Below are 16,218 nucleotides of genomic sequence, written 5' to 3'. Positions count from 1 at the left end.
GAGACAGGAAGCCGATTTTTGAAATCGCCCAACACGAAAAAGACCGATATCGACAGCGAAGCCATTACCGTTGTCCTGAAGCGCGTTATAGCTGAAAACGGCCGTGATCACATCTGGGGCTATTCGATCGCAATCTTTTGCCTCATTGTCGTCGCAGCATCCACGGCGATGATGGCCTTTGTTATGAGGCCGATCGTCGACGGAGCTTTTTACGAGCGCCGCGCCGAAGTTATGTGGCTGATTTGTCTTGCTATATTTGCGGCTTTCATAGCGCGTGGTTTTGCCGGCTATTTTCAATCGGTCATTCTGTCCAAGATCGGCAATGACATCATTGCCCGTTATCAACGGCGCCTCTATGCGCATCTGATGACGCTGTCAGTCGGTTTTTTCAGTGAAGCTCGCTCTGCTCAGGTTGCCGCGCGGGTCAGCCAGAACGTTTCCGGCATCCGCGATGTAATGAACCTCGTCATCACGTCTACGGCGCGCGACTTTCTGTCATTCGTCTTTCTGCTCGGCAACATGGTCTATCAGGACCCATTGCTCAGCCTTATCTTTTTCGTCATTGCGCCACCTGTATTTCTGGCCCTGCGCCACATCTCCAAGCGCCTGCGCGCCGTCACACGCGAGGCGGTCGTTCTCAACAGCCGCGTGCTTGGCGCGATGCAGGAAACCATTCAAGGCATTTCCATCGTCAAGGCCTTCACGATGGAGCCCGAACTCGACCGCAAGATCAATAAGCTGATTACGGCAGCGGAGAATCGACAAAACCGTATTGTTCGCATTTCCGAGCGTAACGGCCCGCTGATCGAAACGGTTGCCGGCTTTGCCGTCGCCGGCGTTTTTGCCTATGCCGCCTACCGTTCGATTTATGAAAATGTGCCGCCAGGCGCCGTGTTTTCCTTCATCGTGTCGCTGCTTTTGGCGTATGATCCGGCCCGCCGCCTTGCCAAATTGCAGACGCAGCTTGAACGTGCGGTCGTCAACGCACGGATGATCTACGAACTGCTCGACATGGAACCGCGCCAGCGCGATCTGCCGGACGCCAAGCCGCTGGTCGTCACCGATGCCCGTATCGAATTTCGCGACGTACAGTTTGCCTATGGCGACGACACCGTTCTATCGGGCGTGAGCTTCATTGCCGAAGGTGGACAGACGACGGCGCTCGTCGGCCCCTCCGGCGCCGGCAAATCCACCGTCATCAACCTCATTCCGCGCTTCTACGACCCAAAAGCCGGCAGCATCCTAATCGACGGGCAGGACATCAGCCACGTCACCAAGCAGTCGCTGCGCGAGCATCTCGCCTATGTCTCGCAGCAGCCCTACCTTTTCGAAGGCACGATCCGCGACAATATCCGGTATGGCCGTCTGGAAGCGACCGATGCCGACATCGAAGAAGCAGCCCGGCACGCCTACGCCCACGATTTCATACTGGCGCAGCCACAGGGCTACGATACCCCGGTTGGCGAAAACGGCGTGACGCTGTCCGGCGGCCAGCGGCAGCGCCTGTCGATCGCCCGTGCGCTGGTGCGCAACGCGCCGATCCTGCTCCTCGACGAAGCGACATCCGCGCTCGATACCGAGTCGGAAGCAGCCGTGCAGAAGGCGCTGGACGAAGCCATGAGCGGCCGCACGGTCGTCGTCATCGCCCATCGTCTGTCGACCGTCGTCCGGGCCGAGAAGATTATTGTCATGCAGAACGGACGCGTCATCGAAGAGGGCAACCACGAGACGCTTGCGGAGGCCGACAATGGCCTTTACGCTCGCCTCAACAACCTTCAGCGGCCGGCCGTTTCCGGCAATTCCCGCAAGTAAGACGATAGAGACGACATGAGCGACGATGCGATGAAGCTGGTGGTGGTGGGCGCGGCAGGCCGCATGGGGCAGGCTCTGATCCGCCTTATTCACACCACCGAAGGCCTGACCCTGCATGCCGCCGTTGCGCGTCCGGGCTCGGCCTTCATCGGCAAGGATGCCGGCGAGATCGCCGGGCTGGGGCCGATCGGTATCCTCGTCACCGACGATCCGCTTTCCGCTTTCCTGCATGCTGACGGCGTCATCGACTTCACCACGCCGGCAACCAGCGTCACCTTCGCGGACCTTGCTGCCCAGGCGCGCGTCGTCCACATCATCGGTACGACCGGCTGCTCTGCCGAAGACGAGACCAGGTTCAAGGCGGCTGCCCGTCACGCCCGCATCGTCAAGTCGGGCAATATGGGCCTCGGCATCAATCTCCTGAGCGTCCTTGTCGAGCAGGCCGCGCGGGCGCTTCCGCCGGCCGATTGGGACATCGAAGTCCTGGAAATGCACCACAAGCACAAGGTCGATGCGCCCTCGGGCACCGCTCTGCTGCTCGGTGAAGCCGCCGCCAAGGGGCGCGGCATCGATCTTGGCGATCATTCCGTCCGGGTGCGCGACGGATACACCGGTCCGCGTCCGGCGGGTTCGATCGGCTTTGCCACGCTGCGCGGCGGCGCTGTTATCGGCGACCACTCGGTTATTTTTGCCGGCGAAGGCGAGCGCCTGACCTTGTCCCATAGTGCGGGCGACCGGTCGTTGTTTGCCCGCGGCGCGCTTCAAGCGGCTCTCTGGGCACGCGACAAGAAGCCCGGCCTTTATTCCATGCTCGATGTCCTCGGGCTTTCCACACGTTGATACGATACTGGAGCGGTTCAGCACAGAACTGCTGAACCGCTCCAGCCTTTTGTTCTTACGCAATTCCGGACGGAAAACCGCTACGCACTTTTCCTGGAATTGCTCTATCAAGGAGGAATATTTCATGAGCGGTACTCTCGTCCTCGTTCGCCACGGGCAGAGCGACTGGAATTTGAAGAATCTCTTTACCGGCTGGAAGGATCCCGACCTGACGGCGCTCGGTGTTGAAGAAGCCAAGACCGGCGGCAAGGCGCTCGCCGATTACGGCATCAAATACGACATCGCCTTCACCTCGGTGCTCACGCGCGCCCAGCACACGCTGAAGATCATCCTCGATGAAGTCGGTCAGCCCGGTCTTGAGACCATCAAGGATCAGGCGCTGAACGAGCGCGACTATGGCGATCTCTCAGGCCTCAACAAGGACGACGCCCGCGCCAAATGGGGCGAGGAACAGGTTCATATCTGGCGCCGTTCCTACGATGTGCCCCCGCCCGGCGGCGAAAGCCTGCGCGACACCGGCGCCCGCGTCTGGCCCTATTACCTCACCGAAATCCTGCCGCGCGTGCTCGCCGGCCAGAAGGTGCTCGTCGCCGCCCACGGCAACTCGCTGCGCTCGCTGGTCATGGTGCTGGACCGCCTGACCAAGGAACAGATCCTGGCCCTCAACCTCGCGACCGGCGTGCCGATGGTCTACAAGCTCAACGCCGACTCCACCGTCGCTTCCAAGGAAGTGCTCGGCGATATGTCCGGCGCGCATTGAGCGACTGAAAGAGAAACCACCCCTCATACGCTTGATGGCTGAGGGGTGGAAAATGCGGCAAAATGTGTTACACTGCACTATATATGTAACACATGGGTCGGATATGACGGACGCTACATTTACGTTTCGAGTTGAAGAAGACTTGAAGTCCGCCTTTAGCGAGGCTGCGAAAGCGCATGATCAAACCGGAGCGCAATTGCTTCGAGCTTTCATGCGCGATTATGTGAAACATCAACAAGATGCAGCCGAATATGACGTCTGGTTTCGCCAGCAGGTTCAAGTGGGTATTGCTTCCGCCAATGCCGGCAACCTCATCCCAGCCGATGATGTCGAAGCCGAATTTGCTGCCTTGCGGGAAGAAACACGCCGCAAGCTAGCCGGAAAATCCTCGTGAAACTTGCGTGGACTCCCGAAGCAAGAGCTGACCGACGCGCAATCTATACCTACATCGAAGCGGATAATGCCGCCGCAGCGCTCGCGCTTGACGAACTCTTCGCCAAGCGGTCGATGCAGCTTATTACACATCCGATGACTGGCCGACCTGGCCGCGTATCCGGAACCCGAGAACTCGTCGTGCACAGAAACTACTTGCTGGTTTACGATCTCGCAGACGAGACAGTGCGGATAATCCGTATTCTTCATGCCGCACAGCAATGGCCGCCGAGCGACGTTCGCCCGGTTTCCTAGCTCGAATCCAAATGCGCTTGTCCTCAATTCTCGATCGTGAACCGCACCCGATCCGCGGCAAAGCGTGAGATCGAATATTGCACCGGCACGCCGTCGAGATCGGCGTTCAATGCCCGGGTGGTCATGACGATGGCGCCGGGGGAGAGCTCGAGATCGCTGAGGTCACCTTCTTCGGCATGGGTGGCGGTGATTTCCGTGATGACGCGAACATAATCGGCGACGCCGAGTTCGCGGAAAGCCTTGGTGATAGAACCGGTGGCTCCATAGATCTCGGCGATGTCGGCAAAGCGCTCGGCGGGAAACCAGCTTGTGCCGCGCGATACCGGGCGATGATCGGCCCGGCCGATCGTTTCCAACCGGACGACAGCCGCGCCGGATGCCAGCTTCAGCCAGCGAGCTACCTCAGCACTGGCAATTTCACGGCTGGCCGCCACCAGCACGCTGCGCGCCTCACGCGCCTGATCGCCGATCCCTTGAGAAAACCGTGTCCGCTTCGAGATCGGGAAATTCAGGCGTTCCTTGCGCTCGATCAGGGTGCCCCGCCCCTGCACGGCGCGAACGATGCCTTCCTGCCCTAGGGCGGCCAGCGCGCTGCGGACGGTATGCCGGTTGACGCCGAATTGTAGCGCCAGTGCCGTTTCCGGCGGCACCATGCCCGTCTCGTCGAAATCGCCCTGATTGATCGACGCGCGAATCCGGTCGGCAATCTGCCGCCAGAGCGCCACGCCCGTCTGCCTCTGTACCTTCTGCCCCGCCATATTTCCCGCCTGCCCTGTCATACGCTTGTCACGTCGCCCCAATAGATATAAAACATACCTTGTATGGTTGTCTATATCAATAGACATTTTGAGGAAGGCGCGATGAATTCAGCACAGAGGCAAGAAGTAGCCGCGCAGGAGCGCCGGGAACGCAAGCGCACGGCGGACCTTCTGGCGCGGGCCGAGCGCGACGAGCTCGACGCGGCCTGGGAAGCATTGTCCGAGAAGCCGGCTATCCAGCCCGTGCGCGGACCGGAAACCGGACTGGTCATGGTGCGCGGGCGCATCGGCGGCGGCGGCTCGCCCTTCAATCTCGGCGAAGTCACGGTGACGCGCGCCACCATCAGGCTCGCCTCCGGCACGGTCGGCCACGCGCATGCGCTCGGCACCGACCGCGAGAAGGTACGGCTGGCGGCGATTTTCGACGCGCTCTGGCATCAGCCGGCCACCAAGGATTTCGTCGAGAAGGCAATATTGCTGCCGATCACCGAGCGGATCGCCGGACGGGATCGCCAACGAGCCGAGGAGACCGCCGCCACCCGCGTCGATTTCTTCACCATGGTCCGCGGAGAAGACTGATGAGCGTCCCCAACACCTCCACCATACCCGACAACGATGCCCTGACTGGCGGCTTCGCCAGCCCGGTGTTCGACGCGCAAAGCGTCTTCAAGATGATGATGGACGCGATGGCGCGGCCGGGAACCCTGCAGACGGTCGGCTCCGACATCGCGCCGCCCGCGCCCCTCGGCATCGCCGCCGGCGCCATTGCGCTCACCCTTTGCGACCACGATACGCCGGTCTGGCTGTCGGGCGGTCTCGTACGCTCGACCATGCCGGAATGGCTCGGCTTCCACACCGGCGCGCCGGTGACCTCGGAAAAGCTCGAGGCCCGGTTTGCCTTCGTCGAGGCCGGAGTTCTGCTCGCCTCGCTCAATCAGTTCGACGTCGGCACGCAGGAATATCCCGACCGCTCGACGACGCTCGTGCTGGAAATCGCAAGCCTCGAGGGCGGCAAGGAACTGGCGCTCTCCGGACCTGGCATTGCCGACATCAACATGATTGCGCCCACCGGCCTGCCGGACACGTTCCTGCGCTTCTGGAACGACAATCGCGCCCTCTTTCCGCGCGGTGTCGACCTCGTTCTGACGGCGGAACGGCAATTTCTTTGCCTGCCGCGCACCACCAAGATCATCGCGACGGAGATCTGACGCATGTATGTTGCCGTAAAAGGTGGCGAAGCCGCCATCGCCAATGCTCACCGGCTGCTTGCCGACCGTCGCCGTGGCGACCGTTCGCTGCCGGCCCTCGGCATCGACCAGATCGTCGCGCAACTGGCGCTGGCCGTCGACCGCGTCATGGCTGAGGCATCGCTTTATGACCGCACGCTGGCGGCACTTGCCGTGCGCCAGTCGCGCGGCGACATGATCGAGGCGATCTTCCTGCTGCGCGCCTACCGCACGACGCTGCCGCGCTTCGGCTATTCCCAGCCGCTGGATACGGCGGCGATGAAGATCGAACGCCGCATCTCCGCCACCTACAAGGACCTGCCCGGCGGCCAGCTTCTCGGCCCGACCTTCGATTATACCCACCGCCTGCTCGACCCGAGCCTCTTGACCGACGAACCGGTGGACGAGCCGATGCAGCGGTCGGCGGAAGAGGGCCGTGTGATGCGGGTCTCCGAGATTCTCGCCGAGGAAGGACTGATCGAGGGCGACGGCGACATGCCGATCGACCATGAGACCGGCGACCTGACGCGTGAGCCGATGGAATTCCCGATGACCCGCGACCTGCGCCTGCAAGCACTCGCCCGTGGCGACGAGGGCTTTCTGTTGGCGCTCGGCTATTCGACGCAGCGCGGCTATGGCCGCAACCATCCCTTCACCGGCGAAATCCGCATCGGCGAAGTGGAGGTCGAGCTCGACGTGCCGGAACTCGGTTTCGCCGTTTCGCTCGGCAGCATCCAGGTGACCGAATGCCAGATGGTCAACCAGTTCAAGGGTTCGGCCAAGGCGCCGCCGCAGTTTACCCGCGGCTACGGCCTGGTGTTCGGCCAGAGCGAGCGCAAGGCCATGGCCATGTCGCTGGTCGACCGGGCGCTGCGCGCCGACGAGCTCGGCGAGGATATCGTCGCCCCCGCCCAGGACGAGGAATTCGTCATCTCCCATTCCGACAACGTGCAGTCGACCGGCTTCGTCGAACATCTGAAGCTGCCGCACTATGTCGACTTCCAGGCCGAGCTCGACCTGGTGCGCCGCATGCGCCGCGACTTCGAGGCCGCCCGCGATGGCGGCAAGAATCCCCTGACGGAGGCAGCCGAATGACCGATCTCGCCACCTACAACTTCGCCTATCTCGACGAACAGACCAAGCGGATGATCCGCCGCGCCATCCTGAAGGCGATCGCCATTCCCGGCTATCAGGTGCCCTTCGCCTCGCGCGAAATGCCGATGCCCTATGGCTGGGGCACCGGCGGCGTGCAGCTCACCGCGGCGATCATCGGGCCGGACGATGTCCTGAAAGTCATCGACCAGGGCGCCGACGACACGACCAACGCCGTCTCCATCCGCGCCTTCTTCCAGAAGGTGGCCAATGTCGCGGTCACCACCCGCACGGAAGAAGCGACGATCATCCAGACGCGCCACCGCATCCCGGAAACGAAGCTTGGATCTAACCAGGTGCTTGTCTATCAGGTGCCGATCCCGGAGCCGCTGCGTTTCCTGGAACCGCGCGAGACCGAGACCCGCAAGATGCATGCGCTCGAGGAATACGGCCTCATGCATGTAAAGCTCTACGAGGATATCGCCCGCAACGGCCGTATCGCCACCACCTACGCCTACCCGGTCAAGGTCGCCGGTCGCTATGTGATGGACCCGTCGCCGACGCCGAAATTCGACAATCCAAAAATGCATATGTCGGATGCGTTGCAGCTTTTCGGCGCCGGCCGCGAGAAGCGCATCTATGCGGTGCCGCCCTATACCGACGTGGTCAGCCTTGATTTCGAGGATCACCCCTTTGAAGTGCAGCGCTTCGATAAGCCTTGCGCGCTCTGCGGGGCCGAGCAGGTCTATCTCGACGAAGTGATCCTCGACGACAAGGGCGGACGGATGTTCGTCTGCTCCGACACCGATTTCTGCGAAGACCGCCGCGCCCACGGCCATGTCGGCATCATGCTGGCACCAAATGGGCTGGCACCAAATGCGCAGGCACCCAATCAGGAGGCCGCCGAATGAGCGACACACCACTCCTCAAGGTCAAGAATATCTCGAAATTCTACGGCAGCCGCATCGGGTGCCGCGACGTATCCTTCGATCTCTGGCCCGGCGAAGTCCTGGCCATCGTCGGCGAGAGCGGCTCGGGCAAGACCACCTTGCTCAACTGCATCTCGACCCGACTGCTGCCGACCACCGGCAGCGTCGAATACCACATGCGCGACCAGACCTATCGTGATCTCTTCCGCATGAACGAGGCGGAACGACGCTTCCTGATGCGTACCGACTGGGGCTTCGTGCACCAGAACCCCGCCGACGGATTGCGCATGACGGTCTCGGCCGGCGCCAATGTCGGCGAGCGGCTGATGGCGATCGGCAACCGTCACTATGGCAATATCCGCGCCACCGCCGTCGACTGGCTGGAACGCGTCGAAATCGACGCCGACCGCATCGACGACCAGCCGCGCGCCTTCTCCGGCGGCATGCGCCAGCGCCTGCAGATCGCCCGCAATCTGGTGACCGGCCCGCGCCTGGTGTTCATGGATGAGCCGACCGGCGGCCTCGACGTCTCCGTGCAGGCACGCCTGCTCGATCTGGTGCGCGGCCTCGTCAACGATCTCGGCCTGTCGGCGATCATCGTCACGCATGATCTCGCCGTTGCCCGGCTGCTGTCGCACCGCATGATGGTGATGAAGGACGGATACGTCATCGAGCATGGTCTGACCGACCGCGTGCTCGACGATCCGCGCGAACCCTACACACAACTGCTCGTCTCTTCGATCCTGCAGGTCTGAGGAAAAACCATGGCAACCCCCCTCGTCGTTTCCGAAGTCTTCAAGAGCTTCACCATGCATCTGCGCGACGGCATTCGCCTGCCTGTCGTCGCCGATGTCTCCTTCTCGGTCGCAGCCGGCGAATGCGTCGTGCTCGGCGGTCCCTCCGGCATCGGCAAGAGCTCGCTCTTGAAGATGATCTACGGCAACTATGCCGTCGATAGCGGCCAGATCCTGGTAACGCAAAAGGACAAGATCATCGATCTTGCCGCCACCGATCCGCGCACCGTTCTCGAGGTTCGCCGTCATACGCTCGGCTATGTCAGCCAGTTCCTGCGCACAGTGCCGCGCGTGGCCGCCATCGACGTCGTTGCCGAGCCGCTCCTAGCGCGCGGCGTGGCGCTGGCAGATGCCCGGCAAAGGGCCGGCGCCCTGCTCGCCCAGCTCAATCTGCCGCAGGAGCTTTGGCAATTGCCGCCCGCCACCTTCTCCGGCGGCGAGCAGCAACGCGTCAATATCGCCCGTGGCTTCATCACCGATCACGCCATTCTGCTGCTCGACGAGCCGACCGCCTCTCTCGACGCCAAAAACCGTGCGGTCGTGGTCTCGATGATCGAGGAGAAGAAAAAAGCCGGCGTTGCCCTGCTCGGCATCTTCCACGACGAGGAAGTGCGCGAAGCGGTCGGTAGCCGGATTCTCGATGTCTCCCGCTTCTCACCCAGAAAGTCCGCCGCATGAGCCGCCAGCTGGGTGAAACGCCCTTCATCAGCCCGACTGCAACGGTTAACAACTCGACATTCGGCCGTTATACCGAAGTTTCCGACCGTTGCCGCATCGACGAGGTCGAGATCGGCGATTATTCCTACATCATGCAGGATGGCGCCGTCTGGTGCGCGACGATCGGCAAGTTCGTCAACATCGCCGCCAGCGTCCGCATCAATGCCACCAATCATCCGACATGGCGGGCGACACTGCATCACTTCACCTATCGCGCCGCCGATTATTGGCCGGATGCCGATATGGAGACAGATTTCTTTACCTGGCGGCGCGAGAACCGCGTCGTGATCGGTCATGACGTCTGGATCGGCCACGGCGCCACCATCCTGCCGGGCGTTACCGTCGGCAATGGTGCCGTCATCGGCGCGGGCGCCGTCGTTTCCAAGGATGTCGCCCCCTATGCGATCGTCGGCGGTGTGCCCGCCAAACTCATCCGCGAGCGCTTCACCGCCGAGGTCGGCGCGCGGATGGACAAGCTTTCCTGGTGGGACTGGGATCACGCCACCCTGCGCACGGCGCTGACCGACTTCCGCGCCCTTTCCGCCGAGGATTTTTTGATCCGCTACGGCGCATGAGGACGTTTTTCGCCGATACGGGGCTTGCGCCAGCCGATTAAGGATCTAGCGTCTGGCGACCCTTTGAGACCAGATATTCGAGGGAGGCGCCTTCATGGCAAAGCAGTTCGAAAGCATCGATGACCGGCTGCGCGATTTCATTGCGCGGCAGCATATCTTCTTCACGGCGTCGGCGACCGCGGAATCCCGCGTCAACGTTTCGCCCCGCGAGACGCTATGCCTGCGCGTCGTCTCCCCGAACACGGTCATCTATCTCGACCGAACCGGCAGCGGCAACGAGACCTCGGCGCATATGAAGGCCGATGGGCGGCTGACCATGATGTTCTGCGCCGTCGCCGGGCCGCCGATGATCCTGCGCCTCTACGGGCGCGGCAGGGTCATTCACAGGACATCGGCTGAATATGGCGAACTGCTGCAAACGCACTATTCCGGCGACGAACCGCTCGGCGCCCGCCAGATCGTCTGGCTGGATATCGATCTCGTCCAGACATCCTGCGGCTTCGGCGTGCCGCTCTTTGCCTATGAAGGTGAAAGGCCGAGCCTCGATCAGTGGGCCAGGGCCAAAGGGCCTGATGGTATCGAGGACTACCGGCGGGAAAAGAACGTCCACAGCATGGACGGTCTGCCGACGGGTTTATTTGACACCGAAAGCAACTAAACGTTTCGATTGGATCATCCCACCGCACCAATAGCGGGGGATTGTAACAACACTTACACAAATCTGACATTGGAGCTTCATGAAGCGGGACTAATGCGTTGCCTATACTTGGCGCACAGCCGCTCGAAATTCGGTTTCGAGGCAAGGCACCTGCGCCTGTTCATAGTTAGTAGCGCGACGTCAATGCTTGCTGCGGACCATAGCAGCGGCGAAAGGGAAAGCTTCATGTTCGAGCTCAAGAATGTCTCGCGCCGGTTCGGAAACAAGCTCGCTGTCGATTCCGTGACGCTGGACATTCCGCAAGGACAGATGGTCGGCGTCATCGGCCGCTCGGGCGCCGGCAAGTCCACGCTGCTGCGCATGATCAACCGCCTCGCCGACCCGACCTCGGGTTCGATCCATTTCGCCGGCACTGAAGTTTCCAAGCTGAGCGGCCGGGCACTGCGCAACTGGCAGCGCGACTGCGCCATGATCTTCCAGCAGTTCAACCTGGTCCCGCGCCTCGACGTCCTGACCAACGTCATGCTCGGTCGTCTGAACCAGCGCTCGACCGCCATGAGCCTGCTCTCGGTCTTCACCCGCGAAGAGCGCATTGAAGCGATCGCAGCGTTGGAGCGCCTCGGCATCGAACAGACCGCCTTGCAGATGGCCGGCACGCTATCGGGCGGCCAGCAGCAGCGCGTCGCCATCTGCCGCGCGCTGATGCAGCAACCGAAGATGATGCTCGCCGACGAGCCGATCGCCTCGCTCGATCCGCTCAACGCTAAAATCGTGATGGACGCTTTGCGCGACATCAACGAGCGTGAAGGCATCACCGTCATCACCAATCTGCACACGCTGGATACGGCCCGCAACTATTGCGAACGCATCGTCGGCATGGCCGCCGGCCGTGTCGTCTTCGACGGCAAGCCGTCCGATCTGACGGCCGCCGCCGTCAAGGAAATCTATGGCACAGACAAGGATGGCGCCGGCGTCGACGAGACGATGACGTCGACATCCATCAACATTCCCGAACCGGCCGCGCAAGCCGCGGCACATGCATCCGCCGGCCTGCAACCGCTGGCATTGGCCGGTCCCTGAGAGGGAGCCGACCGTGATCGAGAGCCCGCGTCAAGGGCGCATTTCTTTCAGACCGAAGACATCCGGGGACACACCGGTTAACCAGGAGACGAACCCATGTTGAAGAAGACCCTTCTTGCAGCCACGGCGCTTCTCGCGCTTGCTGGCGGCGCTGCAGCCCAGGACCTCAAGGAATTCCGTATCGGTATTATGGGTGGCGAAAACGAAGCCGACCGCCTGCGCAACTATGCCTGCCTCTCCGACCACCTGAAAAAGGAATTCGGCTTCGAGAAGGTATCGCTGTTCCCGGCCGCCGACTATGACGGCGTTATCCAGGGCCTGCTCGGCGGTACGCTCGACTTCGCCGAGCTCGGTGCTTCCGGCTATGCCGCGACCTACATCAAGGATCCGAAGGCCGTCACCCCGATCCTGACCACGCAACAGACCGATGGTTCGACCGGTTATTACTCGATCGGCCTCGCGCTCAAGTCCTCCGGCATCAAGACCATCAAGGACGCCAAGGGCAAGAAGCTCGGCTACGCCGATCCGGACTCCACCTCGGGCTATCTCGTTCCGCTGACGCAGATCCCGAAGGACACCGGCATGCCGAACGACAAGTTCTTCGCCTCGACCCAGTTCAACGGCGGTCACGAGAACAACCTGCTCGCCGCCTATGACGGCAAGGTCGATGTTGCCGTGGACGATTCCTCGGGTCTCGGCAATTTCAAGGACGGCTACACCTCCGGTACCTTCCGCAAGGAAGTCGACAAGGGCGCCGTCGATCCGAACAAGCTTGTCGAAGTCTGGCGTTCGCCGCTGATCCCCAACGGCCCGCTCGTCGTTCGCAACGCGCTCGGCGCCGAATGGCAGGCCAAGCTGACCGACTTCTTCCTGAAGCTTCCGACCGCCGACGCCAAGTGCTTCAACGCGGTCGAAGGCGGCGACTTCAAGGGCTACGTCAAGGTCAAGCCGGACTTCTACAACGCCGTTATCGAAGTTCGCAAAGCTGCCATCGGCGGCTGATCTTCGTCCTGACTGTGGGGCGGCCGGCAACGGCCGCCTCTTTGCTATTTTTCAAGGCGGTATTTTTCATGACGATTGCCGATACCCAGCCACAGATGCAGACCGCGCCCCAGACCGCCAAGGAGATCGGCGACGCCTGGAGCCGTATGGTGGCCCGACGCCGCCTTTATACCGGGCTCGGCCTCGCGATCCTGATCATCGCCTTCGTCAGCTCCGTCCGCTTCGCTGACGAGAGCAATGCCGGCCATTTCTTCGACCGCCTGCCGCATCTCTTCGATTTCCTGAGCTGGCTGATCCCGAAGGATTGGGCCGACGTCTATCGCGCGCTCTTCGATCTTGCGAGCCCGAACGGCGCAAACGGCGTCGGCGGCGAGGAGTTCAATTTCCCGCTTGGCCGCGTCTATGTCTGGGGCGATTTCTATATTCCCGAATATTTTGAGCTGATGATCATCACGATCAACGTGGCGCTGGTGTCGACCATCATCGGCTTCGTCGTCGCCCTGCCCCTCAGCTTCTTTGCCGCCCGCAACATGTCGCCGTCCAATCCGGTGCGCCTGGTGACGAAGCGCATCATGGAATTCCTGCGCGCCTTCCCCGAGATCGTCATCGCCGGCCTGTTTTCGGCGATCCTGTCGATTGGCCCGATCGCCGCCATCATCGCCGTCGGCCTGCACACCATCGGGGCACTCGGCAAGCTCTTCTACGAAGTCGTCGAAAACATCGACATGAAGCCGGATGAGGGCATGAAGGCGGTCGGCGCCAGCTGGACGGAGCGCGTCCGCTTCGGTGCCCTGCCGCAGGTGATGCCGAATTTCATGTCCTATGCGCTGCTGCGCCTGGAAATCAACGTCCGCGCCTCGACCATCATCGGCGCCGTCGGCGGCGGCGGCATCGGCGAGGAGCTGAAGCTTTCGATCTCGCGCGGCTTCGGCGCCAAGACGGTGGCGCTCGTGCTGCTGCTCTTCATCACCATCATCGCCGTCGACCAATTTTCCGCATGGCTCCGCCGCCGTCTCGTCGGCGAACATGCCTTCCTTCTGCAGCATTGAGGCCACCCATGTCCGTTATCGACGCCAGCCGCATGCAGGATATCGAAGCACGCTACCCGGAGATCCTGCACCGATCCTTCCGCCAGCGCTTCGGCGCGCTGATGATCTTCATCGGCGTAATCCTCTATGGTTTCTACGCCGTCTGGTTCTTCGACCTGCCGAAAGTCATCACTGAGGCCCATTGGGAGCGTGTCGGCATCTATCTGAGCGAATGGGTCAGCTATGACGTCCAGCCGGAATTCCGTATTTCCGGCGATACGATCAGCGTCAAATATCCGCGCTTTTCGCCGCTGGGCGATAATCCGCACCCGGACTGGGTGACAAATAACCCCGACGGCAGCCTGACGGTCTCGATCAGCGGCACCAGCCGCGCGGTGACGATCACCAAGACACAGGCGATCCTGACGGCGCATGGCGTCACCATTCCGGTCGACATCACGGGCGACGTGCCGAAGGTGCTCGGCGCAGAGCCGGTTCCCGCCTGGATGACGGTCTATGACGACAATATCCTCGTGGATATGGGTTTTGCCGGCAATGTCAGCATCTCCACGGACCGCGTGAAAATCCGCAAGCGCTTCATCGGCTGGGCGAATTTCGTCTTCGACACGCATTCCCCCTTCTTCGACAAGCCGGCGGGCGAAGTCATCAGCCTGATCGTCTCCGGCCCGCGTTTGGAGCCGGATCAATCCAACCTGTCGCTCGCCTTCGACAATGTCTGGAACAACGCCGCCTGGCAGCATGGCGATGTCTGGTCCAAGCTGTTCCAGACCATCGTCATGGCCTTCCTCGGCACGCTGCTCGGTTCGGTCGTCGGCTTTCCCCTGGCCTTTCTGGCGGCGCGCAACATCACGCCGAACCGGCTGCTCAATCAGGTGCTGAAACGCTTCTTCGACTTCCTGCGCTCGGTCGACATGCTGATCTGGGCGCTGTTCCTGACCCGCGCCTTCGGCCCCGGCCCGCTCGCCGGCAGTGGCGCGATCTTCCTCACCGAGACTGGCACGCTCGGCAAGCTCTACTCCGAGGGCCTCGAGAATATCGACAACAAGCCGCGCGAGGGCGTGAAATCGACGGGAGCACCACCGGTTCTCGTGCATCGCTACGGCATCATCCCGCAGATCGTTCCTGTCATGGTCAGCCAGACGCTCTACCAGTGGGAATCCAACGTGCGCGGCGCCACCATCATCGGCGCGGTCGGCGCCGGTGGCATCGGCCTGAAACTATGGGAAGCCATGCGCACCAACGCGAACTGGGAAAACGTCGCCTATATGGTGCTGCTGATCCTGATGGTCGTCTTTCTGTTCGACGCCGCCTCCAGTGCGCTGCGGACACGCCTGATGGGCACGCAAAACAGATAAAAAGATAACAAAAAACCGAATCGCATCATCATTTTGTCACGGGAATCCTTTAGCGGAGGCCCGGGCAGGATAAGATCGGGCGTGCCGGGTTTAGCCGGGTTCGATTCGATACCGTCTCGCCTCTCTTGCGGTTTGGCGCAAATCACCCAACAGTGTCTCGCGCAGCCGATTTTTCCAAGGAATACAGCCTTGCGCTACGCTCTCTATTTTACGCCACCGAAAGCCGATCCCTTGACGGCGCTTGCCGCCCGCTGGCTTGGCCGCGATGCCTTTTCGAATGAAATCTTTTCCGACAAGGCGATCGGCGTCGTGCCCGAGAACCATGCCGAGGTCACCGCCGATCCGCGCCGTTACGGCTTTCACGCCACGCTGAAGGCGCCCTTCGAGCTGGCAAGCTCGGTCACCGAACGTGACCTTCTCGACGTGGCCGCCGATTTCGCCGCGCGCACGCCGGCCTTTGCCATTCCCGAGCTCGTGCTCGGCCAACTCGGCCAGTTCTTCGCGCTCGTTCCGGCCACTGTCTACCAGCCGCTTCAGGATTTCGCCGCCCAGGTGGTCAAGACCTTCGAGCCGTTCCGTGCCGCCCTTTCCGAGGCCGATATCGCGCGGCGCAAGCCGGAGGGATTGAGCGAGGCGGAGCGTGCAAACTTGCTGCGCTGGGGCTATCCTTACGTGAACGACGAGTTCCGCTTCCATATGACACTGACCGGGAAGGTCGCGACAGAGCAACAGGCCGGCATCCATGACCTGCTGCGCGATCGTTTCGCCGACCATATCGGCAAGCCGCTCGATATTTCCGGCCTCGCCGTCTTCGTCGAAGAAGAGCGCGGCGCACCCTTTACCGTCCGCTCCTGGCTGCCGCTTGCCGACGCCCAAAAATGAAA

The 16,218-nt window shown here is 61.9% G+C and carries 19 protein-coding genes; 18 read left to right on the top strand and 1 reads right to left on the bottom strand.

Going from position 1 to position 16,218, the window contains the following annotated elements:
• Positions 1-18 precede the first annotated feature (18 nt).
• From EX00_RS17720 to EX00_RS17700, 5 genes are all read left to right on the top strand, one after another.
• Positions 19-1,812: an ABC transporter ATP-binding protein gene (locus EX00_RS17720; RefSeq protein WP_047460621.1), complete on the top strand. Its 1,794-nt coding sequence runs from the start codon at positions 19-21 to the stop codon at positions 1,810-1,812.
• A 15-nt stretch (positions 1,813-1,827) separates the two neighbouring features.
• Positions 1,828-2,652: a 4-hydroxy-tetrahydrodipicolinate reductase gene (gene dapB, locus EX00_RS17715; RefSeq protein ID WP_047460618.1), complete on the top strand. Its 825-nt coding sequence runs from the start codon at positions 1,828-1,830 to the stop codon at positions 2,650-2,652.
• Between the two features lie 124 nt (positions 2,653-2,776).
• Positions 2,777-3,412, top strand: a complete 636-nt coding sequence (locus EX00_RS17710) for a 2,3-bisphosphoglycerate-dependent phosphoglycerate mutase (protein ID WP_007702987.1) — start codon at positions 2,777-2,779, stop codon at positions 3,410-3,412.
• Positions 3,413-3,515: 103 nt separating this feature from the next.
• Positions 3,516-3,806, top strand: a complete 291-nt coding sequence (locus EX00_RS17705) for a CopG family ribbon-helix-helix protein (protein WP_047461817.1) — start codon at positions 3,516-3,518, stop codon at positions 3,804-3,806.
• Complete coding sequence (locus tag EX00_RS17700) at positions 3,803-4,099, top strand: type II toxin-antitoxin system RelE/ParE family toxin (protein ID WP_047460615.1); 297 nt, start codon at positions 3,803-3,805, stop codon at positions 4,097-4,099. Before EX00_RS17705 ends, EX00_RS17700 begins: the two co-directional genes overlap by 4 nt.
• A gap of 23 nt (positions 4,100-4,122) precedes the next feature.
• Here EX00_RS17700 and phnF read toward each other — a convergent pair whose 3' ends face one another.
• Positions 4,123-4,857 (bottom strand): phosphonate metabolism transcriptional regulator PhnF, encoded by a 735-nt coding sequence (phnF, locus tag EX00_RS17695; RefSeq protein ID WP_047460613.1) that lies wholly within the window; start codon positions 4,855-4,857, stop codon positions 4,123-4,125.
• 102 nt (positions 4,858-4,959) lie between these two features.
• On the opposite strand from phnF, the gene phnG reads away from it, so the two are divergent.
• From phnG to EX00_RS17630, 13 genes are all read left to right on the top strand, one after another.
• A complete protein-coding gene (phnG, locus tag EX00_RS17690) occupies positions 4,960-5,436 on the top strand; it encodes a phosphonate C-P lyase system protein PhnG (RefSeq protein WP_047460610.1) in 477 nt (158 codons plus the stop codon).
• A complete protein-coding gene (gene phnH / locus EX00_RS17685) occupies positions 5,436-6,065 on the top strand; it encodes a phosphonate C-P lyase system protein PhnH (protein ID WP_047460608.1) in 630 nt (209 codons plus the stop codon). Before phnG ends, phnH begins: the two co-directional genes overlap by 1 nt.
• 3 nt (positions 6,066-6,068) lie before the next feature.
• Complete coding sequence (locus tag EX00_RS17680; protein ID WP_047460606.1) at positions 6,069-7,178, top strand: carbon-phosphorus lyase complex subunit; 1,110 nt, start codon at positions 6,069-6,071, stop codon at positions 7,176-7,178.
• Positions 7,175-8,086: an alpha-D-ribose 1-methylphosphonate 5-phosphate C-P-lyase PhnJ gene (locus EX00_RS17675; RefSeq protein WP_047460604.1), complete on the top strand. Its 912-nt coding sequence runs from the start codon at positions 7,175-7,177 to the stop codon at positions 8,084-8,086. The genes EX00_RS17680 and EX00_RS17675 overlap by 4 nt, the downstream gene beginning before the upstream one ends.
• Positions 8,083-8,859: a phosphonate C-P lyase system protein PhnK gene (gene phnK / locus EX00_RS17670; RefSeq protein WP_047460602.1), complete on the top strand. Its 777-nt coding sequence runs from the start codon at positions 8,083-8,085 to the stop codon at positions 8,857-8,859. The genes EX00_RS17675 and phnK overlap by 4 nt, the downstream gene beginning before the upstream one ends.
• A gap of 9 nt (positions 8,860-8,868) precedes the next feature.
• Positions 8,869-9,576 carry a phosphonate C-P lyase system protein PhnL gene (gene phnL / locus EX00_RS17665; RefSeq protein WP_047460599.1) on the top strand — a complete coding sequence of 236 codons (708 nt, stop codon included), beginning with the start codon at positions 8,869-8,871 and terminating at the stop codon, positions 9,574-9,576.
• Positions 9,573-10,190 carry a DapH/DapD/GlmU-related protein gene (locus tag EX00_RS17660; protein ID WP_047460596.1) on the top strand — a complete coding sequence of 206 codons (618 nt, stop codon included), beginning with the start codon at positions 9,573-9,575 and terminating at the stop codon, positions 10,188-10,190. The genes phnL and EX00_RS17660 overlap by 4 nt, the downstream gene beginning before the upstream one ends.
• Positions 10,191-10,284: 94 nt before the next feature.
• Positions 10,285-10,848, top strand: a complete 564-nt coding sequence (locus EX00_RS17655; protein ID WP_047460594.1) for a pyridoxamine 5'-phosphate oxidase family protein — start codon at positions 10,285-10,287, stop codon at positions 10,846-10,848.
• A gap of 225 nt (positions 10,849-11,073) precedes the next feature.
• Positions 11,074-11,928 (top strand): phosphonate ABC transporter ATP-binding protein, encoded by an 855-nt coding sequence (phnC, locus tag EX00_RS17650; protein ID WP_047460591.1) that lies wholly within the window; start codon positions 11,074-11,076, stop codon positions 11,926-11,928.
• A gap of 96 nt (positions 11,929-12,024) precedes the next feature.
• A complete protein-coding gene (phnD, locus tag EX00_RS17645; RefSeq protein ID WP_047460589.1) occupies positions 12,025-12,930 on the top strand; it encodes a phosphonate ABC transporter substrate-binding protein in 906 nt (301 codons plus the stop codon).
• 68 nt (positions 12,931-12,998) lie between these two features.
• On the top strand, positions 12,999-13,979 hold the full coding sequence (gene phnE / locus EX00_RS17640) for a phosphonate ABC transporter, permease protein PhnE (protein ID WP_047461814.1): 981 nt from the start codon (positions 12,999-13,001) through the stop codon (positions 13,977-13,979).
• Positions 13,980-13,987: 8 nt separating this feature from the next.
• Positions 13,988-15,334, top strand: coding sequence for a phosphonate ABC transporter, permease protein PhnE (phnE, locus tag EX00_RS17635; protein WP_047460586.1), 1,347 nt, complete (start codon positions 13,988-13,990; stop codon positions 15,332-15,334).
• Between the two features lie 189 nt (positions 15,335-15,523).
• Positions 15,524-16,216, top strand: coding sequence for a DUF1045 domain-containing protein (locus EX00_RS17630; RefSeq protein WP_047460583.1), 693 nt, complete (start codon positions 15,524-15,526; stop codon positions 16,214-16,216).
• Positions 16,217-16,218: the final 2 nt, after the last annotated feature.

The organism is Martinezella rhizogenes (assembly GCF_000799715.1).
Taxonomy (GTDB): Bacteria; Pseudomonadota; Alphaproteobacteria; order Rhizobiales; family Rhizobiaceae; genus Rhizobium; species Rhizobium rhizogenes_C.
Note: the sequence above shows the minus strand (reverse complement) of the source record. Positions and strands in the feature narration are given on the sequence as shown.

Bases quoted from the DNA above. Each gene is read 5' to 3' on its own strand.
- phnE (WP_047461814.1), top strand. From the start codon at position 12,999: ATGACGATTGCCGATACCCAGCCACAGATGCAGACCGCGCCCCAGACC.
- EX00_RS17675 (WP_047460604.1), top strand. From the start codon at position 7,175: ATGACCGATCTCGCCACCTACAACTTCGCCTATCTCGACGAACAGACC.
- phnF (WP_047460613.1), bottom strand. From the start codon at position 4,857: ATGGCGGGGCAGAAGGTACAGAGGCAGACGGGCGTGGCGCTCTGGCGG.
- phnE (WP_047460586.1), top strand. From the start codon at position 13,988: ATGTCCGTTATCGACGCCAGCCGCATGCAGGATATCGAAGCACGCTAC.
- dapB (WP_047460618.1), top strand. From the start codon at position 1,828: ATGAGCGACGATGCGATGAAGCTGGTGGTGGTGGGCGCGGCAGGCCGC.
- phnC (WP_047460591.1), top strand. From the start codon at position 11,074: ATGTTCGAGCTCAAGAATGTCTCGCGCCGGTTCGGAAACAAGCTCGCT.
- EX00_RS17705 (WP_047461817.1), top strand. From the start codon at position 3,516: ATGACGGACGCTACATTTACGTTTCGAGTTGAAGAAGACTTGAAGTCC.
- phnG (WP_047460610.1), top strand. From the start codon at position 4,960: ATGAATTCAGCACAGAGGCAAGAAGTAGCCGCGCAGGAGCGCCGGGAA.
- phnK (WP_047460602.1), top strand. From the start codon at position 8,083: ATGAGCGACACACCACTCCTCAAGGTCAAGAATATCTCGAAATTCTAC.
- EX00_RS17710 (WP_007702987.1), top strand. From the start codon at position 2,777: ATGAGCGGTACTCTCGTCCTCGTTCGCCACGGGCAGAGCGACTGGAAT.
- phnL (WP_047460599.1), top strand. From the start codon at position 8,869: ATGGCAACCCCCCTCGTCGTTTCCGAAGTCTTCAAGAGCTTCACCATG.
- EX00_RS17660 (WP_047460596.1), top strand. From the start codon at position 9,573: ATGAGCCGCCAGCTGGGTGAAACGCCCTTCATCAGCCCGACTGCAACG.
- EX00_RS17655 (WP_047460594.1), top strand. From the start codon at position 10,285: ATGGCAAAGCAGTTCGAAAGCATCGATGACCGGCTGCGCGATTTCATT.
- phnD (WP_047460589.1), top strand. From the start codon at position 12,025: ATGTTGAAGAAGACCCTTCTTGCAGCCACGGCGCTTCTCGCGCTTGCT.
- phnH (WP_047460608.1), top strand. From the start codon at position 5,436: ATGAGCGTCCCCAACACCTCCACCATACCCGACAACGATGCCCTGACT.
- EX00_RS17680 (WP_047460606.1), top strand. From the start codon at position 6,069: ATGTATGTTGCCGTAAAAGGTGGCGAAGCCGCCATCGCCAATGCTCAC.